This is a genomic window from Streptomyces sp. NPDC055103, from assembly GCF_053607625.1.
Genome location: NZ_JBSGTX010000075.1, coordinates 1 through 20,953, shown reverse-complemented (window position 1 = coordinate 20,953; position 20,953 = coordinate 1). Strand labels below are relative to the sequence as shown.

General features: G+C 69.5%; 20 protein-coding genes and 3 pseudogenes. 12 read left to right on the top strand and 11 right to left on the bottom strand.

From position 1 onward, the window contains the following. The first annotated feature begins 126 nt into the window (after positions 1-126). From ACWFR1_RS33560 to ACWFR1_RS33545, 4 genes are all read left to right on the top strand, one after another. The gene (locus tag ACWFR1_RS33560; RefSeq protein ID WP_453557943.1) at positions 127-936 is read left to right on the top strand and encodes an SDR family NAD(P)-dependent oxidoreductase; all 810 of its coding nucleotides are present in this window, start codon (positions 127-129) and stop codon (positions 934-936) included. Positions 937-950: 14 nt separating this feature from the next. After that, positions 951-1,028 carry a 50S ribosomal protein bL37 gene (locus ACWFR1_RS33555; RefSeq protein WP_371637667.1) on the top strand — a complete coding sequence of 26 codons (78 nt, stop codon included), beginning with the start codon at positions 951-953 and terminating at the stop codon, positions 1,026-1,028. A 69-nt stretch (positions 1,029-1,097) separates the two neighbouring features. Then, entirely contained in the window at positions 1,098-1,877 is a 780-nt protein-coding gene (locus ACWFR1_RS33550) for a GNAT family N-acetyltransferase (RefSeq protein ID WP_453557942.1), read from the top strand. A gap of 53 nt (positions 1,878-1,930) precedes the next feature. After that, complete coding sequence (locus tag ACWFR1_RS33545; RefSeq protein ID WP_453557940.1) at positions 1,931-2,464, top strand: hypothetical protein; 534 nt, start codon at positions 1,931-1,933, stop codon at positions 2,462-2,464. Here the strand turns inward: ACWFR1_RS33545 and ACWFR1_RS33540 are convergent. Together ACWFR1_RS33540 and ACWFR1_RS33535 are read right to left on the bottom strand one after the other, a co-directional pair. Continuing rightward, entirely contained in the window at positions 2,442-3,197 is a 756-nt protein-coding gene (locus ACWFR1_RS33540; RefSeq protein WP_453557938.1) for a DUF4118 domain-containing protein, read from the bottom strand. The genes ACWFR1_RS33545 and ACWFR1_RS33540 overlap by 23 nt on opposite strands. Positions 3,198-3,311: 114 nt before the next feature. Further along, a complete protein-coding gene (locus ACWFR1_RS33535) occupies positions 3,312-5,150 on the bottom strand; it encodes an APC family permease (protein ID WP_453557936.1) in 1,839 nt (612 codons plus the stop codon). 369 nt (positions 5,151-5,519) lie between these two features. Between ACWFR1_RS33535 and ACWFR1_RS33530 the strand changes: the two genes are divergently transcribed. Beyond that, the gene (locus tag ACWFR1_RS33530; protein WP_453557934.1) at positions 5,520-7,475 is read left to right on the top strand and encodes an APC family permease; all 1,956 of its coding nucleotides are present in this window, start codon (positions 5,520-5,522) and stop codon (positions 7,473-7,475) included. 33 nt (positions 7,476-7,508) lie between these two features. Here the strand turns inward: ACWFR1_RS33530 and ACWFR1_RS33525 are convergent, their stop codons facing one another. Continuing rightward, entirely contained in the window at positions 7,509-7,883 is a 375-nt protein-coding gene (locus ACWFR1_RS33525) for an SAV_915 family protein (RefSeq protein WP_453557932.1), read from the bottom strand. 361 nt (positions 7,884-8,244) lie between these two features. On the opposite strand from ACWFR1_RS33525, the gene ACWFR1_RS33520 reads away from it, so the two are divergent. Then, the gene (locus ACWFR1_RS33520; RefSeq protein WP_453557930.1) at positions 8,245-10,494 is read left to right on the top strand and encodes a hypothetical protein; all 2,250 of its coding nucleotides are present in this window, start codon (positions 8,245-8,247) and stop codon (positions 10,492-10,494) included. A gap of 48 nt (positions 10,495-10,542) precedes the next feature. Here the strand turns inward: ACWFR1_RS33520 and ACWFR1_RS33515 are convergent, their stop codons facing one another. The 5 genes from ACWFR1_RS33515 to ACWFR1_RS33495 all read right to left on the bottom strand — a co-directional run bounded on the left by ACWFR1_RS33515 (position 10,543) and on the right by ACWFR1_RS33495 (position 15,068). After that, entirely contained in the window at positions 10,543-11,028 is a 486-nt protein-coding gene (locus tag ACWFR1_RS33515; RefSeq protein WP_453557928.1) for an SMI1/KNR4 family protein, read from the bottom strand. Positions 11,029-11,081: 53 nt separating this feature from the next. Further along, positions 11,082-11,849, bottom strand: a complete 768-nt coding sequence (locus ACWFR1_RS33510) for a hypothetical protein (protein WP_453557927.1) — start codon at positions 11,847-11,849, stop codon at positions 11,082-11,084. Then, entirely contained in the window at positions 11,833-13,836 is a 2,004-nt protein-coding gene (locus ACWFR1_RS33505) for a hypothetical protein (protein ID WP_453557925.1), read from the bottom strand. The genes ACWFR1_RS33510 and ACWFR1_RS33505 overlap by 17 nt, the downstream gene beginning before the upstream one ends. Before the next feature lie 344 nt (positions 13,837-14,180). After that, positions 14,181-14,690, bottom strand: coding sequence for a hypothetical protein (locus ACWFR1_RS33500; protein ID WP_453557923.1), 510 nt, complete (start codon positions 14,688-14,690; stop codon positions 14,181-14,183). 171 nt (positions 14,691-14,861) lie between these two features. Further along, positions 14,862-15,068, bottom strand: coding sequence for a hypothetical protein (locus ACWFR1_RS33495; RefSeq protein ID WP_453557921.1), 207 nt, complete (start codon positions 15,066-15,068; stop codon positions 14,862-14,864). 458 nt (positions 15,069-15,526) lie between these two features. On the opposite strand from ACWFR1_RS33495, the gene ACWFR1_RS33490 reads away from it, so the two are divergent. The 3 genes and pseudogenes from ACWFR1_RS33490 to ACWFR1_RS33480 all read left to right on the top strand — a co-directional run. Further along, on the top strand, positions 15,527-15,781 hold the full coding sequence (locus ACWFR1_RS33490) for a hypothetical protein (RefSeq protein ID WP_453557919.1): 255 nt from the start codon (positions 15,527-15,529) through the stop codon (positions 15,779-15,781). 54 nt (positions 15,782-15,835) lie between these two features. After that, a complete protein-coding gene (locus ACWFR1_RS33485) occupies positions 15,836-16,408 on the top strand; it encodes a hypothetical protein (RefSeq protein WP_453557917.1) in 573 nt (190 codons plus the stop codon). 170 nt (positions 16,409-16,578) lie between these two features. After that, a pseudogene (locus ACWFR1_RS33480) lies at positions 16,579-16,713 on the top strand (aldehyde dehydrogenase family protein); the annotation flags it as partial. A 139-nt stretch (positions 16,714-16,852) separates the two neighbouring features. On the opposite strand, the gene ACWFR1_RS33475 reads toward ACWFR1_RS33480, so the two are convergent. Further along, entirely contained in the window at positions 16,853-17,251 is a 399-nt protein-coding gene (locus tag ACWFR1_RS33475) for a hypothetical protein (RefSeq protein ID WP_453557915.1), read from the bottom strand. Between the two features lie 426 nt (positions 17,252-17,677). Between ACWFR1_RS33475 and ACWFR1_RS33470 the strand changes: the two genes are divergently transcribed. Then, positions 17,678-18,787, top strand: coding sequence for a hypothetical protein (locus ACWFR1_RS33470; protein WP_453557913.1), 1,110 nt, complete (start codon positions 17,678-17,680; stop codon positions 18,785-18,787). Positions 18,788-19,175: 388 nt separating this feature from the next. Beyond that, positions 19,176-19,622, top strand: a complete 447-nt coding sequence (locus ACWFR1_RS33465; RefSeq protein ID WP_453557911.1) for an NUDIX domain-containing protein — start codon at positions 19,176-19,178, stop codon at positions 19,620-19,622. Positions 19,623-19,777: 155 nt separating this feature from the next. On the opposite strand, the pseudogene ACWFR1_RS33460 reads toward ACWFR1_RS33465, so the two are convergent. After that, positions 19,778-20,053, bottom strand: a pseudogene (locus ACWFR1_RS33460) (lipocalin-like domain-containing protein); the annotation flags it as partial. Between the two features lie 153 nt (positions 20,054-20,206). Then, positions 20,207-20,710, bottom strand: coding sequence for a hypothetical protein (locus ACWFR1_RS33455; RefSeq protein WP_453557909.1), 504 nt, complete (start codon positions 20,708-20,710; stop codon positions 20,207-20,209). Between the two features lie 176 nt (positions 20,711-20,886). On the opposite strand from ACWFR1_RS33455, the pseudogene ACWFR1_RS33450 reads away from it, so the two are divergent. Next, positions 20,887-20,953 (top strand): annotated as a pseudogene (locus ACWFR1_RS33450) (hypothetical protein); the annotation flags it as partial.

Genomic DNA, 20,953 nt, shown 5'->3' with positions numbered 1-20,953 from the left:
GCTGCCCGGAGACGTCCGCCCGCCGCTGACGCACCTCCGTTTCATCCGGGGCGTCGTGACATCCCCTGTCCGGCGCCCCTTTCTCGTACCCGTACACACCTTTCACCTCCGAGGGACTGACCAGCAATGTCCGTTTCCGACCTTTCCTCCCGTACGGTCCTGGTGACCGGTGCCACTTCCGGCATCGGCCACCAGACCGCGCGGATCCTCGCCGAACGCGGCGCCACGGTGCTCGTGCACGGCCGCACCGCCGAGGAGGCGCTCGCCGCCACCGACCGGCTCGTCACCCTCGCCGACGTCGACGGCGCCCGGCTCCGGGCGTTCGGCGCGGACTTCACCCGGCTGGAGGAGGTCGAGCAGCTCGCCGCCCAGGTCCTGGCCGAGCACCCGCGTCTGGACGTACTCGTCAACAACGCGGGCATGGCGGCGCCCGAGCGGCACACCGTGACCGCCGACGGCAACGAGATCGCGTTCCAGGTCAACTTCCTCGCGCACTACCTCCTGACCCACCTCCTGGAACCCGCACTCACCGGCGGCACGGGCGGCCGGGTCGTCAACGTCTCCTCCTCCCTGCACCGCACCGGTTCCATTCAGTGGAACGACCCCCAGCGGATCCGCCGCTACTCGCGCCTCGCCGCCTACGCCCAGTCGCAGCTCGCCCTGACGGTCTTCGCCGCCGACCCCCGCGTCACCGCCGTCTCCGTCCACCCCGGCATCTGCGCCACGAGCCTGCTGCCGCTGTACGCCCACGAGGGCGTCGCCCCGGCCGAGGGAGCGGCCCACGTCGTGCGGCTCTGCGACCCGGCCACCGAGATCGTCAACGGCGCCTACTACGACCGCGACCAGCGGGTCACCCCCGCGCCGGCCGCCACCGAGGAGCGCACGGTCAAGCGCCTGAACAAGCTCGCCGACCTCCTCGTCGGCCAGAGCGCCTGAAAGGGAACGACCACATGTCCAAGCGCGCCCGCAAGAAGAAGGACCGCCGCAAGAAGAAGGCGAACCACGGCCGCAGGGCCGGCGCCCGCTGAATCACCGGGGGCGGCCCGTGCAGGGGCCGCCCCCCCCTTCCGCTTCCTTCCCCTCACCAGGAGGTGCCCGTGATCCCTTACCCGTCCCACCAGCCGCCGGCGCCCGCCCGCGTGTTCCTCTCCAGGGCGCCCGGCACCAGGGCCCTCGCCGAGCACGTCCTCGCCACCGGCCACGGGCAGTGGTGGACCGACCGCTCCCAGGAGCCCCGCGTCGTGGCCGTGACCTGCGGCGGACACGCCCTCCTGGCCGGCGATCCGAGCGCCGTCACCCCGGACGAACTCGCCCCGCTCGCCGGGCACTACGTCGAGACACCGGGCCGCTTCGTCCCCGTGCTCGGCGCCGCCTTCGAGCACCTCGTGCCCTGGGAGCGGATGCTCTACATCCACCGCGCGGAGGCCGTCGCTCCCCGCGTGCCCCGAGGCGTGACCGTACGCAGGATCGCCCCCGGAGACGCCCAGGCCCTGTCGGCACTCGACCCGTCCATGGCCTGGATCCACGAGAGCTGGGAAGGCCCCGCAGCCCTCGCCTCCTCGGGACTCGCCTGGATCGCGATCCGCAAGGGCAGGGTCCTGGCGGTCGCCTGCTCCCGCTTCCTCGGCGACCGTTACGAGGACGTCGCCTGCACCACCGCCCCGGAGGAACGCCGCCGGCACCTGGCTCTCGCCTGTGTCACGGGGCTGACCGCGGACGTTACGTCCCGCGGTCACCTGGCCAGCTGGAGCTGCTCCCGCCACAACCGTCCGAGCCGCCTCCTCGCCTGGACCGCCGGCTTCCGCCTGGCCCACGAGTACGTCCACCACGCCGCCGGACGCGTCAGCCACGCGTCAAAGTTGACCGAGGCAGCGTAGGAACCTCGTCAGGAGGGCCTGCCACGTCCTACCGCGGTTCTAGCGTCCGTCCCATGACATCAGGACACACCCCTCAGCCGAAGCCCGAAGCCCGTGTCGGCGACGACCGCGAGTGGGCCGGGGACGCCCGCGCAGCCGTCGGCTGCGCGGGCCTTCTGCTGGCGGTGTCCCTGGCCGTGGACGCCGGGGACGACGGGCTGTCGCTGCTTGGCACATGCCTGTGGATCGGCCTGTCCGCCCTGTTCTTCGTGGTGCTGCTGCCCGCCAGGGCCGCGGTGGAGCCGGGCCGGCTGACCGTCCGGGGACTGTGGACGCGCACGGTCGTGCGCACGGACCGGCTGGCGGCCGTCCGCTGGCCCGACGGGATCGAGCAACGCCTCGTGCTGACCGACACGGACGGCGTCGAGGCACACGTCGACGTACGCGTCCTCCTTGCCAACCCGGCCCTCTGGCTGATCCTCGAAGCCGATGCGCGCAAGTCCCACGTGAACGGCACTCTCTCCGCCGTGGGCGACCTGGACCGGCTCGCGCGACACGTCGAGCGGCACACCGCCCGCTCCGTCTTCACGGTCTCCGGCCTGCGCTGACTCCGCCCTCGTCCAGCGCGGCGGCTGCCTGAGCCGCCAGGTCGACGGCGACCAGGCGCGCTTCCAGGGGCGGCGGTACGGAGCCAGGTGCGGGGGTCAGCAGGAATCGGCCCTGGTACCGCCCGTGGGCCGTGGCGCGTAGTTCGATCTCGCCGTCCGGCCAGCCCTGGAGCTCCAGGTCCCAGATCCAACCGGCCACCTTCACTGTTCCGTCCGGTTCGAGCCGGGGTGGACGCCCGATCAGTGACCCGTACTCGAAGCGGCACTCCCGCAGCTCAAGCACGTCGACCAGCTGCTGCCGCACCCGTCGGACCATCTCATCGGGCGAGGTGCTGAACCGTGCCAGCCGGGTCGTGCCGTGCAGCCGTTCCAGGTACGCGGCGTCCGTGATCGCCACCCGCTTCATCGTTCGTTCCCGCGCGGCCAACTGGGACACGACCAGGCCGACCACCAGGAGCAGGACGGCGGTCTCGACCTCGGCCCGGTCCTCGATGTGGAAGCTCTGGTACGGCTGGGTGAGAAGGAAGTCGAACCACGCGGCGGCCGAGAGGGCGGCGAGCGCGCCGGCGAACCGGTTGCCGAGCGCCGCGACAGCGACGACCACGAGGACGAGCAGCAACGCGAGATTGGTGTGTGTGACGGACGTCCGCAGCGGCATCAGCGCGAGAGCGGCGGCAAAGGGTGCCAGCACTCCGGCGACGACGGCGGTGCCGCCCCGAAGCGGAATCTTCATCGTCCACCTCGCAGGATCCGGTCACTCGTTCTCCCCCGATACGTCAAGCCTCCGCCCGATGCTGGGTGGACGGCACCGGGCGGAGGAGTTCTTGACGTATCGCTGATGGCGCGGTCAGCAGCGGAAGCGCAGTCGGCAGACGACGGCGTCCGTGTCCCGGCGCACGGCGTGGGCGACGACCGCGCCCCGCTGGTTCTGCAGCGCCCGCTGCCACAGGCGCTCGGGCTCGGCTTCCGGGATGAGGACGGTGACCCGGGTGCCGGGCTCGACCTCTGCCAGACCTCGTACGTAGGCGGTGATGGGCCGGCCGAGGGAGCGCCGCTCGGAAAGGAGCCGTACGAGGGGCACGCCCGGGTTCCACAGGGCCCAGTCGCGCTCCAGAGCCTCGGTGGCCACCTGGTCCTCGGGATCGGGGTGGCAGACCGTGAGGGCGCGGACCTCGTCGCCGAGGGACACGGCGGCGGTCAGCGCCTCACTGGTCAGCCGGGTCAACGAGGAGACGGGCACCAGGACGAGGGAACGCTCGCGGTGCGGGGACTCCGGGATCCGGCCGACTCCGAGACGCTCGCCGATCTGCCCGTACGCCCGGTGCACGACCTCGAAGAGGGCCACGAGCAGGGGCAGGGCGATCACGATCAGCCAGGCGCCGTCGTGGAACTTGGTGGCCGTGACGACGACCGCGGAGACACCGGTGAGGACGGCGCCGAGGCCGTTCAGCAGAGCCTTCCCGGCCCACCTCGGTCCGTGCTCGCGGCGCCAGTGCAGGACCATGCCGGTCTGGGCGATGGTGAAGCCGACGAAGACTCCGATGGCGAAGAGCGGGACGAGGGTGTTGGTGTCGCCGCCGGAGAACACGAGGAGCCCGGCGGATACGACGGCCAGCCAGACGACGCCGTGGCGGTGGACCTGGCGGTCGGCCTTCAGTCCGAAGACGTGCGGCAGGTAGTTGTCGCGGGCGAGGAGCTTCAGGAGGACGGGCAGGCCTCCGAAGGAGGTGTTGGCAGAGAGCGCGAGCAGCACCATGGTGGCGAACTGGATGACGTAGAAGGCCGCGTTGTGGCCGAGGGAGGCGTCGGCGAGCTGGGCGAGGACGGTGACGCCCTCGACCGGCTGGAGGCCGAAGCGGGAGATCAGGACGGCCAGTCCGATCAGCATCACGCCGAGCAGCGCGCCGAGCGCGACCTCGGCCCGCATGGCGCGGCGGGCGGCGGGGGCGCGGAAGGAGGGCACGGCGTTGGCTATCGCCTCGACGCCGGTGAGGGCCGAGCAGCCTGATGCGAAGGCCTTGAGCAGGAGCAGGGCGCCGACGGTGGTGGCGTTGTCGGCGAGGACGGAGGCGTGACCGTCCGAGGCCGCCGTGGAGACCGGTCCGTCACGGAACAGGCCGACGGCGATCAGGATCAGGATCGCTCCGATGAACACGGCGGTCGGGACGATGAACGCGCGCGCCGACTCGACGATCCCCCGCAGGTTCACGCCCGTGATCAGGGCGAGGACAGCGAGGCAGATCCACAAGCGGTCCCCGTAGAGCCCGGGGAACGCCGAGGTGAGGGCGGCGGTACCGGCCGTCACGGCGACGGCCACGTTCAGGACGTAGTCGAGGACCAGGGACCCGGCGGCCACGAGGCTCGTCCGGCGGCCGAGGTGCGTCTTGGCCACGGCGTACGAGCCGCCTCCGTCCGGGAAGGCGGCGATGACCTGCCGGTACGAGGCCACGAGGACGGCGAGCAGGCCCGCGATGGCCAGCGTGACAGGGAGCGTGAAGCCGAGACCGTACCCGCCGGCGGCGGCGAGGACGAGGACGATGGCCTCGGGGCCGTACGCCACCGAGGCCATCGCGTCCAGCGACAGGGCGGCCAGCCCGGTGACGGCGGTCAGCCTGTGACGCGCGTCGGTATCCGGAGGCTCCTCGGCGACGGGCGTGGCCCCGTTCTCGGTGGTCAGAGCGGACATGCGGGTCTCTCCTTCGTACTCAGGTCCGCTCAGGGTGTCCCCCGGTCGGCGGAGTTCCCGCACGTCCTGGCACGTTCTTAGCGCCACGCGCCCCGCTCTTCACACGTTCTTGACACGAAGCCGCTGGTCACCGCATACCCGAGGGTTCCCCGGGGGGGGGACCGTCGCGCTGCATTCGGCTCCCCGAGCGGGTACCGGCACAGAAGCCGCTCCCTCGGCCGATGGGCGCTGAGGATGAGCCCGACCGGCGCATCTTGACGCTTTCCTGACGCGCCCGCTCCGATCACTGGTTAACGCGTTGCTTACGCTGACTCGGCCGTCCGCACGTGTGGACGGATACCCCGCATCCAGTCAGCTCAGGAGTACCCCATGGCCACCACACCGGACGCGCGCACCGGACGTTTGCGCGCGTGGATGCTGGAGGGCCTGTCCGACATGGGCAAGGGCAAACCCTCCCGGCCCAAGGAGGCGGCGTCGGACGCCGGGCACAAGGGCCAGCCCTGGTACCGGGTCATGTGCCTGACAGGTGTCGACTACTTCTCGACCCTCGGCTACCAGCCGGGCATCGCCGCCCTCGCCGCCGGCCTGCTCTCCCCGATCGCCACCATCGTCCTCGTCATCGTCACCCTCGCCGGCGCCCTGCCGGTCTACCGGCGGGTGGCGGAGGAGTCCCCGCACGGCGAGGGCTCGATCGCCATGCTGTCGCGGCTGCTGTCCTTCTGGAAGGGCAAGCTGTTCGTCCTGACGCTGCTCGGCTTCGCGGCGACCGACTTCCTCATCACCATCACGCTCTCCGCCGCGGACGCCTCCACCCACCTCGTCGAGAACCCTCATCTCGAAGAAGCCCTCCACGACAAGCAGCTGGTCATCACGCTCGTGCTGATCGCACTGCTGGGCGCGGTGTTCCTCAAGGGGTTCCTGGAGGCCATCGGCGTCGCCGTCGTCCTCGTCGGCATCTACCTCTCCCTGAACGTGGCCGTCGTGATCACCGGTCTGTGGCATGTCCTCACCGAGGGGCACGTCGTCACCGACTGGACCGCCGCCCTCACCCAGGAACACGGCAACGTCATCGCCATGGTCGGCGTCGCCCTCCTCGTCTTCCCCAAGCTCGCGCTCGGCCTCTCCGGCTTCGAGACCGGCGTCGCCGTCATGCCGCACGTCAAGGGCGACCCGGACGACACCGAGCGGAACCCCGCCGGCCGGATCCGCGACACCAAGAAGCTCCTGACCACCGCCGCGCTGATCATGAGCGTCTTCCTGATCTGCACGAGCTTCATCACCACCGTCCTGATCCCCCATGAGGAGTTCGAGCCCGGCGGCAAGGCCAACGGCCGCGCCCTCGCCTACCTCGCCCACGAGTACCTGGGCAACACCTTCGGCACGGTCTACGACGTCTCCACCATCGCCATCCTGTGGTTCGCGGGCGCCTCCGCCATGGCCGGCCTGCTCAACCTCATGCCGCGCTACCTGCCGAAGTACGGCATGGCCCCGCACTGGGCCCGTGCCGTCCGCCCGATGGTCATCGTCTTCACCCTGGTCGCGTTCCTCGTCACGTGGATCTTCGACGCCGACGTCGACGCCCAGGGCGGCGCGTACGCCACCGGTGTCCTCGTCCTGATCTGCTCGGCCGCCATCGCCGTGACGATCGCCGCCCGGAAGGCCGGTCAGAAGGGCTGGACGATCGGCTTCGGGATCATCTCGGCCGTCTTCCTCTACACGACCGTCCTCAACGTCATCGAACGCCCCGACGGCGTGAAGATCGGCGCCTGCTTCATCGCCGGCATCATCCTCATCTCGCTCCTCTCCCGCCTCGGCCGCGCCTTCGAGCTCCGCGTCACCCACGTCGAGCTCGACGACATGGCCCAGCGGTTCATCCAGGACATCTCCCGCCGCACGCCCCGCTTCATCGCCAATGAGCCCGGCAACCGGGACGCCGACGAGTACCGCGCGAAGAAGGACCAGATCCGCGCCGACAACGACATCCCCGGCACCGAGGACTTCGTCTTCGTCGAGGTCACCGTCACCGACCCCTCCGAGTTCGAGGCCGGCCTGACGGTGAAGGGCGAGGTCCTCCACGACCGCTTCCGGGTGCTCACGGTCGAGTCGTCCTCGGTACCGAACGCCCTCGCCGCCCTGCTCCTTCACTCCCGCGACCTGACCGGCGTCCGGCCGCACATCTACTTCGAGTGGACCGAGGGCAACCCCTTCGCCAACTTCTTCCGCTTCTTCCTCCTCGGCCGTGGCGAGGTCGCCCCCACGACCCGCGAGATCCTGCGCGAGGCGGAACCGGACCGGGACCGACGCCCGCGCGTCCACGTCGGCTGACCCGGAGCAATGCGGTCCAGACGTCCGGCGTGGTCAGGCGGTACGGGCCGGGCGCTCGTTCTCCCGACCGGACGGCCTCTGCGGCTTCCGTGACGACGGGGCCGAGTCCTGGAGACTGCCGACCGAGGGGGCGGTCAGCACCGGGTCGACGGTGAGCTTGTCCACTCCGAGCGGCCCGGCCAGCGCGCGCAGGACCGCCTCGGAAAGCCTGATCCACGGCTGTGCCGTGCCGAGCGTGGCGGTCAACCGCTCCGCGCTGGTGAAGCCGACGGCCGTACGGTCGCCGAGCGGCGTGTGGAAGACGCGGACCGCCGTCGCCCGAGCTCCCGGCCGGACAGGGACATACAGGGGTCCGGCCGGGCGGGGTTCTTCGGGCTCGGGATCGTCGTCGTACCGGAACAGACACACGAGGGACTCCTTGGGGAATCTCGAACGGGCAGGTGACCTGCCGGGCGCCTGAGCGCGCTCCGGCACGTCCTCGGAGACATTGCCCGGACCCCGGCCTCCCACGTCGGCCCCTGACGAGATCCTGACGCCCGCGAACCGCGTCCGTACGGACTTCTGACGCGGCTCGGCCCCCGGGGAACATGCGGGCCCGGTCGCCGGACTCGGTGTGGGTCAGGACCGGGCTCCAACGCCCCGATCCGACCCCGCATCAGGGCCAGGATCGACAAGGCCCACCCGGGCGGAATCGTCCTAGCAGACCTACGTGTCAGTACCCCCCGCTAGGCTCGCAAGCCTTGACTGACCGGCCTGATAGGGGAGTTACGTGCTCGACTCTGCTCTGACCGCCGATGTCCCGCTCGGCCCGTTCCACGACCACCCCGTGCCCGTCTACCCGGCGAAGGGAAAGGGGTCCAAGCTGCACGCCCGTCGCGCATGTACCCGGCTGCGCGCCGAAGGGGTCGTGATGTCCGAGGTACCACTGAACTCCGACACCGTCGGCCGGATGTGCTCCCTCTGCGCGCAGTACGGCGACTGGGGCCGTTCCGACACCGGCGTCGGGTTGTTCCTGCGCGCAATGGGAGGCGTCGGTCTCCTCCACCAGCTCCAGCGGTACGTCCAGGCGGACCCGGACGACCCGATGGGCCAAGAGCAGGTCGAACGCGCTGCCGAAGCACTGCACGCCGCACCCGTCGTCGATGAGGACGAGAACGAGGACGAGGAGCGGAGCGACGATGACCGGGAGGCTCGCAGCGATGCCGAGCACGTGCGGGAAGCGGTGATCTCCGCGTGGCGGGGTGCAGCGCGAAGTCTGTACCTTGCACAAGTGGCGGTCGCTTCGTTCCCCTGGCTCACCGAATGGGTCCGACCGCAGATGGCCCTGAAGGAACAGTTCATCGAGACGCTCCGCGAGCAGGCCGCTCTGTTTGTCACTCCCCGAGGGCTCCTGGCTGTGGCGGCTGCCGTGCGCATGGAGGAACCCGATCTGCCCTCCGGTGACAGTGCCTTCGCCTCCATGGGCGACAGCACGGAGGTAGCCAGGCGGCTCCGCGCGATGTGGTTCGGCTGGCAGAGCCGAGCCCGCGGCAGCTGGGATCTCTCCGACCACGCCTTGCTCGCCTACGGAGCCGTGCACGGTATGCGCCGCAGCCGCAAGGGATACGCCGAAGCCCGCGCAGCGGTGGGACGGTTGCTGGCGTCCTGGGAGAACGAGGCACGCCGGATCTCCGATGCCGCCGGCAACGGAGCGATGGTGGTGCTGACCGCGCACCTTCCAGAGATCCAGGAAGATGAGACGTACCGATCCCAGGGGCGGGAGACGGGTCTGCTGGCCGATCTCGACGACTGGACGATCGGCATCCTCCTCACTCATCTCACGGGCGCGGACTGGGGCCGCCGTCGGCTCACCATCTCCGTGCCGCAGCTCATTGCCGATCAGCTCCTCAGCCGCTCTTCACGCCTGCCCTGCGAGCTCGTCTCCGCCTCACCCGAGGCTGTCGCGCCCAAGACCGTCGCCGCCATGACCGGCACAAGCCATCTGGCGCCCGGCGTCCTCGACGACACGAGCGTGCGCCGCCGCATTCCCCTCACCGCGGACCACTTGCGGCTGCTGCGCTCGGTAGGCGACGCCGAGGGCGAGTTGTACATCGTGTTCTCCACGGACGGCGGGACGGAGGTCCTGCCCTTCCCGGAGCTCGAGCGGCGCGCCACCCATGGTTGGCGGGGTGTTCTCGTCGCCGGCTCGACAGACCTGCCGGCTGCCCTGATCGAGCCGTGGTCGGAAGAGGTCGGCCAGAGGCCCGACGACCAGAACGGATGGTGGCCGGAGCGCCTGCGCACCACTGACGACCCACTGTTCGGCCAAGAGCTCGGCCTGAACTCGGGGGCCCAGCGGGCCGCGTGGCTCGTTTTCGGTGACGAGGCACGAGAGCGGGAGCGCAATCTGCGCCTGCTGGCGGTGGCCCGTGGTGTCCGGGACCTTCGAAGTCTCGACGCCGGGTACGACCGGGCCGGGCGCTCCCGCGGTCTCCCCAGGGCGGTCTGGAACGGACTCCTCGCTTCCGGGCGGGACGTGGACCTGGAGCCGTTCGAGGCGCCCGAAGCCGACGGGTGGACGTCTGGCGGTAGCGGCATCCCTCTAGGTGTTCTCGCGGACGTCCAGGTGTACGCGGTCAACGCCGACCCTCGGTTCCAGGGGAAGGGACACTCACCGTTCTGCTCCCACACCCGTGAACGCGGCGTCGTCGCCGGCGACGATCTGCTCACCCTTGCGGACCTGCTCAGCGGCAAGGATTTCGACTGGTGCGGGAAGTGCTCGGGCTACGCGATCCGCCGCCTGACGGACCCGCAACTCGCCCACTACCGAGCTGCCCACAGACTCCATGACATCGCCCAACAGTTGGAACCCGGCCGTGGCGGCTACGACCCCGCCCATCTTGAAGGGCTCGCCGACGAACTCCGGGAACTGGAGAAGTGGGACCCTGACGGCAAGCATCGCTCCTCCACCGAGGACTCCCGCCGCTGGCGGCGTATCGTGCGCGAGCTTCTGGCCCAGGCCCGGCCTGACAGCACCTGAGCCTCCCACCTGCGGAACTGGATCGCTACACGCCCGACTCGGCCGGGTTCATGGGCGCTGACCACTGGTCGCGGGCGCGTAGCCACCCTCACCTCGCGCGCGGCCCTCGCCGAGTTCATCACCGGCGCCTTGGCCCTCGCCGTGAGTGGTCGGGTTCAGGTCCAGGAACAGGGTGTCGCTCCCGCCGTTGCGGGCGATCGGGAGAAGGCCGACCAGTGAGACCTCATGGGCGAGCCACCCATCACGGCTGCGGCGGTACTCGCCGAGCAGGGTGCCCCAGCCGTATTCGCCATCGTCGTCACGGCCGAGCTGATAGAGGTCGCCGAAACTCTGGAACGGCTCCGGGTCGCAAGCAGGCAATCGCACCGAGTAGGTGAGGCTCTCCCCGCCCGCCGCCTCCAGGAACGAGCGATAGGAAGACGGCAGTGGCAGCCCGATCTCCCGTTCGAGACCTTGAACTTCACCGACCTCGAACAGCCTGAACGGCCCCACGACCAGGCGGCCTCGATACCAGCGCGACAACTCCTCAGACACGGCCAGATTGTCGCACTCCGTGGGATCCCGAAATCCTCCAAGCCCCCGTGTTGTCACAGCGGGGGGCGGGCGGCAAGCGGGGCGGCCTTGCAGTTGTCCGGTTGCTCGTTCAGTCTTCGGATCGCCTCGGCTGTGTCGGGGCGGCCGTAGCGGTCGGTGAAGCCGGCTGCGGTCTCGATCAGGTGCCTTCTGGCTTCGTCGGACAGGTTTTCGATGAAGGTGTGAAGGATGCGGGCGAGCAGGACCCATCGGTTTTGGGGTGCGTAAGCGGCGATGCGTTCGTGGAGTTCCTCGAGGCGGGGAAGGGTCTTTTCGTCGATGGTGTCCGGAGCGGTGGCGAACCAGTAGGCCATGGCCAGGGAAGGGTCGCTCATCAGCGTGGTCTGCAGTGCGCGGGCCCGGCTGAGGTGACGGTCCTGCTCGGCTTGGCGCTGTTCTTCTTCGTGCTGGGTTCGCTGCAGTCTGGCGGTGGCGCTCAGGGCTTCGGGTTCGCAGGTGAGGTCTGCGTGTGCCCAGGCGATCCTGACGGGGACGTGGGGAATGTCTGTGGGTTGGCCGAGAACGGTGTTGATGCGGGATGCGGCGAAGAGGGAGTCGGCGGGGGTGAGGGCGGAGGTGATGCTGCGGACGACGGTCAGGGCGTGATGGATCGCGGCGTCGGAGGGGTTGTGGTGGGGGCGGGGCGAGGAGATTTCTTCCCACGTCCCGGTGAGGGTGAGTGTGAAGGGGTGGCCGGCGATCGTGGTGGGGACAGGGCAGACGGTGTCGATGCGGCCCTCTCGGGGCGGGGGCCAGCCGGCCCTGTTACGGATCCAGCGCATCTGAGGGTTCGGGGGCCTGAGCGGCCGGGTCGGCTCGGAGCATGGCTTGCACGAGCTCCTCACGCAGAAGTGCACGGTCGGTGGGGGGCTGCGGGCCGCTGTGGGCGGGTTCCCAGGCAAAGGCCGCGTGCTGGAGGGCGAGAAACCTTTCGGGCAGGTAGATGCGGCTGGAGCCGGCGCGGAAGAGAGCGTCGGTGAATGTGTCGAAAACGAGCGGGCGCAGGGGCGGATGGGCCAGGGCGGCGTCGAGCCAGATGGCGATGGCGGCCTGGATCTGCGGGCGGGGCATGTCGAGCGCATGGCGCCAGCCGGTCAGTGCCCAGGAAGCGGCGTGTGGAGTCAGCAGCACGGGGAGGCCGTCGTCGTTGGAGCGTTCGGCGATCTGGAGGAAGGTGCGGCAGGCGGCCTGAACCTTGTGGGGCTGGCTGCTGGTGAACCAATCGGTCAGTCTGGTGCGGATGCTGTCCTCGAAGGTGTCCTGGCCCCACAGTGCCATCAGGGCATCGCCGACGGCCTGGGTTACTTCCGGGCTTTCGGTGCAGGAGGCGAGTGTGGCGAGCCGCTTGAGGGCGATCTCGGGATAGGCGGGAGCGAGCTGCGCCATCGCGGCGGCGAGCGCCCGTTTGAGAGGAGCCGGGGTGTAAAGCTTTTTTCCCGCGGTGAGGGTGTCAGGTGCTTTGGCCCATGTCAGGTATCGGTCACGGGCGAGTTTCCCAGTGACGGGGTGGAGGGCTGCTGCGACGAGTAGGTCTGTGGCGTGGTCCTCAAGGTGTCCGGTTGCCGCCCAGTGGGTGGCGGTGGCGCGCAGGACGGTGAGGTCCTGCTTGGCCAGTGTGATGCGGGTGGTCCACTGGCTGACACGGTCGGCCAGCCGCGTGGCGAGATCTGCGGGCAGCGTGGCGGCCTGGTCGGCGGTCCAGCGGGTGAACGCTTCGACGTGGTGGGGGCGGTCGGCCCAGAAGTAGTCGACCACTGCTTCGGTGTAGCCGGGTTTGAGGAAGCGGACGCGGTCGTCGTCGACGAGGTCGGCGCCGATGATGTCGGTGAGCTCGATGATGCCGGGGCCGTGCTGGCCGTGGGTGGGAGTGGGGGCGTCCTGGAGAGCCGATCCGAGTGCGGTGTAGGCCTCGTAGACGCGTCGTGCGGGCGCTTCGTCGAGGACGGCGGCGGCAAGGAGGTAGTTGCGGTGGCCGCTGTCGGTGTGTTTTTTGTGCCACGCAAGGAGGTCGGGGCGCCATTTTCTGGCGGACTCGGTCACCAAGGAGACGAGCTGTTGAAGGGTCCGCGGTTCGGGAGCTGCGCGGTTGAGTGTGACGGCTGCGGCGATGGTGCGGGCCCACTCGAGGGCTTTGGCCGGTGTGGTGCCCTGGAGGAGGTCGATGATGTTGCCGTCGGCGAGCAGGGCGTCGGCTTCGCCGATCGGGGGGTTGTGGCGTTCGAGGTAGGTACGGGCGACCGCGATGGGATCGGCGGGGCGCAGAAGGTGTGCGATCTGGGAGGCCTCGCCGGCGACGGCGGACCAGGTCTTCGTGTCGATGACGACGATAAGGAATGAGGAGGTGTCCTTCAGATGCTGTTCTGCTTCACGCAGCTCCAGCCCGAAGCCCATCGGCAGGGGCTTGGTCTCGTGTCTCAGATCGAGAATCCAGCCGGTCTTGTCGTCCTTGAGCCCTTCGAGTTCCACCTTTTCGTCGATCCCTCGCTTGACCTGCCGGATCGTCGGCACCGTGTGCTGGTCGAGGGTGTGCAGGGCGGTGGAATAGCGACCGGTGCCGGCAGAGCCGTGGATGACCGCAACGCGGTATCGGTCGAGAAGACCGGACAGGGTTGTGGTGGCGTCCTCGTCGGGGACGTAGTAGGCCAGGCAGTCCCTGATCCAGGGCTCGGTCAGCGCGGTACCGCGCAGTCGCTGGATCTCGCTGATGTTCTGGATGCCGATCATGGTGCCGTGGTTGCTGGCGACGTGCTGCATGACATCGGCCGTCATGGTGGTGTGAAGGTCCTGCTCGGCGCCTGTGGCCGAGGGGTCGCCGGTGTTCTCATCGCTTCGATCTGCGCGGTCAGAAGCGGTGCCGGCGCCGGGCGGGCCGGCGGGGGCGTTCAGGTCGTCCGAGGGTCCGCTTGCTGCCGCGGGTGGCTGCGGCAGGCCAGGAGAGGCGTCGTCCGGGCCTGGTGCGAGACCATCGGCGGCGGGAGCGGGCTCTGTCGCGGGAGGGGGCGTGGCGGGTTCGGGCTGCGGGGCGGGCGGTTCGTTCGACGTCAACGCTCAGCCTTTCCAGACAGGCGGTTGTGTGCCGCGGCACGGCTGCGCAGCGGCAGGCCGTACGTGGGTTATTCGCCGATCCGGCGCGCTTTCATCCCGATGAGCTTGGCGCCCGCCTCGACCCGTTCGGCTTCCTGGTCGACCTGCGCCGTGCCGACGATGTAGTCGGCGTCCATGCCGGTGGCCTCGCCGGTGAGGGTGCCCAGTTTCTGGGTCACGAAGGGGCCGGAGGCAGGGCGGTCTTCTCCCACGAAGGTCAGGCGCTGGCCGTAGATGTCTTCCAGGGCGGCGCGCAGCATGCCCAGGTTCCGCATCAGCGTCTCGTCCTCGGGCCGAATGGCTGTGCTTCCGTCGGCGTACCTGACGAGGATGTCGTGGAGCATCTGCAGTTCGGCATTTCGGGCCTGGAGTCGGTCCTCGTCGGCGGTCAGCGGCAGCTGGAGGGTGCCGGTGAGGACGTCAGGGACGACGAGGTCCTGTTCGGGCTTTGTGCGGCGAGAACTGAGCAGGTGTTCCAGACGCTGGTAGACGAAGGTCAGGGTGGCAGGCAGAGCTCCGCCGAGTACAGCGATCTCCATGGAGTCCGGCATCTTCTTCCCCGGGGTCGGACGGACTTGACCGCCTGATTCTGACCAAAGACTGTCCCGGGCGACTGGAGCTTCGTGAAAGGTGGCGTGAATACGGTCACGCTACCGAGGTTCAGAGAATTCGGCTGGATTCACCCCACCCGGTTTCGAACGTGCGGTTGATCAGTGTGAGCCGGGAGCGGGGGGAACGGAGGTTTCCTCGGGCTGGTGTCCGTGGTGCAGGTAGGTCGCCTCATCGGGGAAGCGGGCGACGCGGCGACGCCTCCAAGCGACGTCGAACGACGTGGTGCCCCGACTTTCCATGACGTCGTGAAGGGCCTGCCAGCTCGTGACGGGGTCCAGGATCCAGCGCGCCAGAAGGGTGCTCATGACCCCAAGGTCCCCGCGTGGCGGGGTGGCCACGACTGACGGGAGTAGTGGGCGGCGTACAGGGCCCTATCTCGCTCAGTTCACGCCACCGTTCTGGGGTCGGATCGGGTGCCGCAGATACCGGTGGTGCAGTTGTTGCATAAAGGGGTTGTGATGCGGCGGCCTCAACCAGACTTTCCCGGCCATCACTTCGCCGAGCGATAAGACGATCGGACCGGGGCGGGCTTTACGCAGACGTCCGCCCTGGCAAGGGCCCTGGCACAGGTCTGGGCAGGCGGGGTCCTTCCGGGGCGGTTCGGTCATCGGCCGGTGCGGCAAGAATCGGGGAACTGCTGTCACGGCGCCGATCCACCGTCGGCCGCCTCGCTGCCCGGCTGGACGAAATCGCCGACGGTCTCACGTTCATCGAGGACAACCTTGGGGTTCCGCACCCCGTGCGCGGCGATGCCATGCGTCTCGTGCAGGCGAACCTTGCCGCCAACCCGACCCTCGAACAGGTCCGCCGGAAGAAGTACCAGTACTCCAAGGCAGACATGGAGCAGTGGAGGAGTCGGATCTCCGCCCTGGAGTCCATCACCGACAAGCACGAGCTGGTACACGAGTATGCCGCCATCGAGGACGCGTTCGAACCCTTCGAGGAGCTCGTAGAGAAGGCCGTGATGGCCGTCGACCGAGAAATGCAACTCCAGATCGACATCGCCCGCGGCAAGTAGCCGTCCGCCGGAAAAGGACCGCAACGACCGAAGCCGCGCGCTAACGTGACGGGCATGAGCTGGTCACTGAGCCTCCTGAAGCACCGGGAACCGGAGCTGCTCGATGCACTGTTCCTCTCGGTGGGCCGGGCGCTGCACCTCGCGAACGCCTATGAGGACAAGTGCCAGTACGTGCTCCGTGTCGGCAACCTGATCACCGCCCACCAAGCCGACCCAGCCGTGACCTTCGAAGAGGCCGTCGCCTCGGTCCCCGCCGACAAGCTGCTGGGCGGCACCCTGCACAGCCTTGCCGCCCACGCGATGGGCCAGACCATGGACATGGACACCCTGCACCAGGCCAGGCAGGCCCGGAACTGGATCGCCCACGAAGGCGCCTCAATCGGCGCCGTCTGGTCCGCGGACCGCGACCGCATCCTTCAGCACATCGTCAAGCTGCGCGCCGCCGTGACGGACCTCGCGCTCGGCGACAACATCATCTCGCAGTGGTGCCACGGCCTGGCTGAACCGCACGACCCGCCCCCAACGGACTGGATCAACAGCTACCCCAACGCCGTCGACACCTGGGTCTTCGGCCATCTCCGTGGCCTGCTGCCCGAGCAGGCTTCCAGCCTCGCCGGCTCGGAGTGACGGCACAGACCTGGTGATCACTCCTCCTCGCTCTCGGTCAGGTGTTCAGTAAGCCGCTCCAGAATCTCCCCTGAGAGGGCCGGAGCCCGCTGCAACCAGTGAGCAAGCCACTCCAAGTCCGTCATCATGCCTGGTCAGCCACCTTCCGCATCTACGGACTTTCATCAAACTCCGCCCACGCGGCCTTCGGCGGCTACAAGCAGTCGGGCATCGGCCGCGAGACCCACCGCATGATGCTGGACCACTACCAGCAGACGAAGAATCTCCTCGTGTCGTACTCGCCGAAGAAGCTCGACTTCTTCTAGGGGCACGAAAAAGGGCGCCTGAACTGGTCTTTTGCCCAGGTAGGCGCCCGCTGGCCGCGCCGGCTGGCGTGAGAAGGGTTATGCGGTGTAAATCCCAGTTCCTCCCACTGCTATTCCACTCCTGATCAGCTCTTCCGGTCTATTTCCGGTCCAAGTCCGGTCCGACTGAGGGGGTGGCACCCCGGCTGACACGGTCCCATTCCTCCATGGACTGCTCGATGAGACGGTTCGCCTGCTCTCGAACGCCGTCCAGGAACTTGGCGTAGAAGCGGAAGAGGACCTCGATGCTCTGACCGGCTCTGCGAGCGCATTCGGCCGGATCCACACCGGAGTACAGCCAGAAGGAGATGCCGGCATGGCGGAGGTCATACGGCCGCTTGGCCAGGCCTGAGGCAAGCTCCATGCGCGTCAAGGCCTGCTTCCTGGCCCGCGACCACGTCAGGCCGTAGGCCGATGCCTCCACATAGTTCCCTTCCCGGTTCCGGAACAGGCGGCCGTCCGGCTCCACGCCGAACCTCTCGATGTGGGTGGCAAGCATGCGGACGAACTGCGGCGGGATCGGGACAGGACGCGTCGCGGGGGGGGAGTGGCGTGGGTCCCAGGGCAGCGTGGCACGAAGGCGGAACGGGCCAGGACCGGCCCTCGGCTGCCGCGGCGGACGCGCTCGGCGACGTCCCGCTCGACGCGAGCGGCGGCCGGACCTCCATACCGGTGGGCGGCGAACCACGGCCGTAGCCGTGCGGCCGTGCGGCCCCAGCCGTCCCCTCCCCGCACGCCGCCCGCGCCACGGCCACGGCCACGGCCACGGCCACGGCCACGGCTGGAGGCGTCACGGTCGGAAGCCGGTTCACACCACTCGCCCCGCCCAGTACTCATCACGCTGGGCCCCGAGCCCGAACGGCCCGCGCTCGCCCGCGTCCTCGGACCTACCCTCGTTCAACCCCCGGTCGGCGAAAGGTCACCCATGAACCGCAGTCTGCAACTCCGTACGTTCCCCTCCTCGACCGTTCCCGCGGGCGAGATCGTGGTGGCCCGCGACTTCACGTTGCCGGGACGAGGCCGATTCCTGTGCCACGCCGGCGATGTGATCGCCGCAGACCTGCGTCGCCGCGGCGGAAAGGTACGCCGCGCACCGCTGTCGGTCGACGACGGTCAGGGCAGCGGGACAGCGGAGGTGTACACCGTCTCCTACGTGGACCGCACCGGCCAGGTCGTCGGATTCGCCGTCGGCGCGCCCCGGGACGAAGCGCCCCTCGCGTCGGACGCGGTGGCGCGGTGGTGCCGGACCCTGCGCTCGCGGCGGCTGGTCGTAGCCGAGACCGACCGCCCGTGCCCGTGTGCCGGACCCTCCTCCCCCACCGGCGGCACGGCCGCGCTGCTGCCCTCCCCGGCGCGGGGTGGCCGGCCCGCGCCTCCGCCGCCACGGAGCCATGCCCCGCAGTGCCCTGCGGCAGCCATGTCCGAGGCGGACGCGCAAACCTACGCGGAGCGGGGTGACACCGTCGTCCTGATCGGGGACGGCACAGTCGCCTCGGCGGCCCTCCAGGCCGAAGTGCAGGAGCACGCCGTCGTCGTCCACAGCGAGCACCAGGCCGCCATGCTCGACGTTCCCCACCCGGAAAGGGTCTCGTTCGTGGTCCAGCCCGGACTCCCCTCCGAGGAGGCCATGCCCGTCGTCGCCGCTTTACGGGAGCGCTTCCCGCTCCTGCGCGGGCATCACTTCGACGCCCTCTGCCACCGCTCCTCGGACCGCACGGCGGCGGCTGCCGTCGCGAGTGCGGGCGCGGACGTGGCCCTTGTGCTCGGGGACCCCGCCGACGCGGACAGCGCCCGCCTCGCGCGGGCATGCGCCCCCGCCCAGCGCACGCGGATCATCAACCGCCTCGACCACCTCGGTCCCGGCCTCATCGAATCGGCCACCACCATCGCCCTCGTCCCGGCGCGCAGCGCCCCCGGCCACCTGGCCCGGGCCGTGCAGGACGCGCTTGGGGGACTCGGGCCTCTCACCATGATCAGCCGCTCGGTGTCGTCGCGCACACTGCTCCCGCGACGGAAGTGCGAAGCCGCCGGCTGATCAACCGGACTCCGAGCCAGAGTCCGAATCCGAGTCCGGCTCGGAGTCCGGCACGGAGTCCGGCACGGAGTCCGGCACGGAGTCCGGCACGGAGTCCGGCACGGAGTCCGGCTCGGAGTCCGAGCCGGACGACAGCCCTTCCGCTTCGCCGTTTTTCAACACCAGCGCGCTTTCAACGAGGACATGTCGTCGGTCCCCTTTTCCGGCCGAAAGCAGACTGCCATCCTGGCAACCATCGCGTCCGACGGACCCTCCGCGTCATCACGGAATCCCCTCGCCTCCTCGCGACGCGGCGCCCCCTCTCCATGACCCGCCCTCACACACCGTAGGCAACACTCGGCCGACGCGTTTCCGCGTACGCCGGCCGACCAGGTGACAAAGGCCCTTTATGCAGCATCGTTTCATCATCGGCGTAAACCTTGTGCTGATCCGCGGCGAGCATGTCCTCCTAGGCCTGCGCCACAACACCTCGTGGGCCAACGGCCACTGGTATTTCCCGGCCGGACGGCTCGAACACAACGAATCGGTCCTGTCCGGCGTGGCGCGCGAGGCACGCGAGGAACTCGCCATCGACATACGCCGCAACGACCTGACGCTCTGCCACATCCTGCACCACACCGGCCCCGACCACGGCCGGGGCTGGCTGCAACTGTTCTTCACCGCCTCCGGATTCAGCGGCAGCATCACCAACGCGGAGCCCTCCCTGTGTAAGGAACTGCGCTGGTGGCCGCGGACCCGGCTGCCCGAACCCTGCGCCCCGTACGTGGACCGCGTTCTGAGCGCCCTCGACACCCACGACGTCCTCACGGTGCTCGCCGCGCGCGACGAGCCGTGAGGGTGCGCCCCGCCTCGGGCGGGAACCCGGAGCCTCCCTCGCGCTTTCTCCCCCCGCCACGCCGCTCTGCGCCACGTGAGTCGAGGGGTCCTGGCCGCATTCGCCGGATCGACGTCGCCGGGCTGCGGCCGGCGGGCCCCGGCCACCCGACAGCGCGGGTCCACCAGGCGCGCCGAGACCCGGCCGTCCGCGCTGTAGGTGAGCACACCGGCGGGCTCCGTCCCCATGGGGAGCGCAACGGCCTGTCCGGCGGCGTCGACCACCTCGATGGCGACCAGCTCCCGGACGCCGGTCAGCAGCTCCGGCCGCAACCACCTCTCCCGGCCGGGCGCACGCCGGGCGTCGGGCCGTCGAGGCGGTGCCGTTCCCACGGGGCGCGGACACAGGGAATTCACACGGCATCCCGAAGCCGCGACGGGCACGGTGGACATGAATTCACCGCAGGGCCATGGGAAGACCGTTCCGTGAACACACACGACCATCTGGTGCCGTGCCCGACGGCGAGACCCGCGGGTCTCGCCGTCCACGGACGAAGGCGGCCTTTCACGGCTTCACTGACCGCCCGAGACGCTCAGCGCACGGCATCAGTTGATGGTGAGAGACGCGGTGCCGGTCTGGGCGGATACGCCGGTGGTGGCACAGGCGGTGGCGCTGAGGGCGGGCAGGACGACCACGCGGGTGGCCACGCTGCCCTGACCGAGACCGGCGGTGACCGTGCCGACGGAGGTGATGGTGGCCGTGCCGTTGGCGGCACGCACCTCGGTGGTGTTGTTGAACAGCACGACCGAGCTCTGCCCGGTGTTCCAGGTGTAGGTGAGCTCGTCACTGACCAGCGGCAGCGTGGTGACGAGACACCCGGCGGTGAACTCGATGGTCGCCGTGCCGCTCGCGCTGCTCACGGGTGTGAGGACCGAACCACAGCTGCAGTTCTCGGAGACGTGGGCGGTGAGCAGCTGGGGCGTGTTGGTCATCGGCGGCGTGTACGTGTTGGACTGGCTGCCGAGCGCACAGACGATGTCAACGGGGGCGGCACCGGCCGGCGGCACGAGAACCGGGTTGACGGTGAGCAGGGCGAAGGCGCTCACCATGGGGATGGAAAGACGAAGAAACGCACGCACCACATTGTCCCTTCGGGCGACGGAGAGGACGGTCCTCGCCTCGACTGGCCAGGAAGGCCGTGCCGAGCCATTTCAGCCTGCGCTCCCCCCGTCTCGCCTTTTCCATAGCGCAAACGGGCTAAGGGCCTGCCGATCATTAACCTGTCGCTTTGATCTTGCTGTCGGGGCTGCTGCTTTGGGCGGCCACTCGGGCTCGGAGGGCTGTCAGGGCGG

Bases quoted from the DNA above. Each gene is read 5' to 3' on its own strand.
- ACWFR1_RS33560 (WP_453557943.1), top strand. From the start codon at position 127: ATGTCCGTTTCCGACCTTTCCTCCCGTACGGTCCTGGTGACCGGTGCC.
- ACWFR1_RS33555 (WP_371637667.1), top strand. From the start codon at position 951: ATGTCCAAGCGCGCCCGCAAGAAGAAGGACCGCCGCAAGAAGAAGGCG.
- ACWFR1_RS33545 (WP_453557940.1), top strand. From the start codon at position 1,931: ATGACATCAGGACACACCCCTCAGCCGAAGCCCGAAGCCCGTGTCGGC.
- ACWFR1_RS33540 (WP_453557938.1), bottom strand. From the start codon at position 3,197: ATGAAGATTCCGCTTCGGGGCGGCACCGCCGTCGTCGCCGGAGTGCTG.
- ACWFR1_RS33535 (WP_453557936.1), bottom strand. From the start codon at position 5,150: ATGTCCGCTCTGACCACCGAGAACGGGGCCACGCCCGTCGCCGAGGAG.
- ACWFR1_RS33530 (WP_453557934.1), top strand. From the start codon at position 5,520: ATGGCCACCACACCGGACGCGCGCACCGGACGTTTGCGCGCGTGGATG.
- ACWFR1_RS33510 (WP_453557927.1), bottom strand. From the start codon at position 11,849: ATGCGCTGGATCCGTAACAGGGCCGGCTGGCCCCCGCCCCGAGAGGGC.
- ACWFR1_RS33505 (WP_453557925.1), bottom strand. From the start codon at position 13,836: ATGACGGCCGATGTCATGCAGCACGTCGCCAGCAACCACGGCACCATG.
- ACWFR1_RS33500 (WP_453557923.1), bottom strand. From the start codon at position 14,690: ATGGAGATCGCTGTACTCGGCGGAGCTCTGCCTGCCACCCTGACCTTC.
- ACWFR1_RS33495 (WP_453557921.1), bottom strand. From the start codon at position 15,068: ATGAGCACCCTTCTGGCGCGCTGGATCCTGGACCCCGTCACGAGCTGG.
- ACWFR1_RS33485 (WP_453557917.1), top strand. From the start codon at position 15,836: ATGAGCTGGTCACTGAGCCTCCTGAAGCACCGGGAACCGGAGCTGCTC.
- ACWFR1_RS33475 (WP_453557915.1), bottom strand. From the start codon at position 17,251: ATGCTTGCCACCCACATCGAGAGGTTCGGCGTGGAGCCGGACGGCCGC.
- ACWFR1_RS33470 (WP_453557913.1), top strand. From the start codon at position 17,678: ATGAACCGCAGTCTGCAACTCCGTACGTTCCCCTCCTCGACCGTTCCC.
- ACWFR1_RS33465 (WP_453557911.1), top strand. From the start codon at position 19,176: ATGCAGCATCGTTTCATCATCGGCGTAAACCTTGTGCTGATCCGCGGC.
- ACWFR1_RS33455 (WP_453557909.1), bottom strand. From the start codon at position 20,710: ATGGTGAGCGCCTTCGCCCTGCTCACCGTCAACCCGGTTCTCGTGCCG.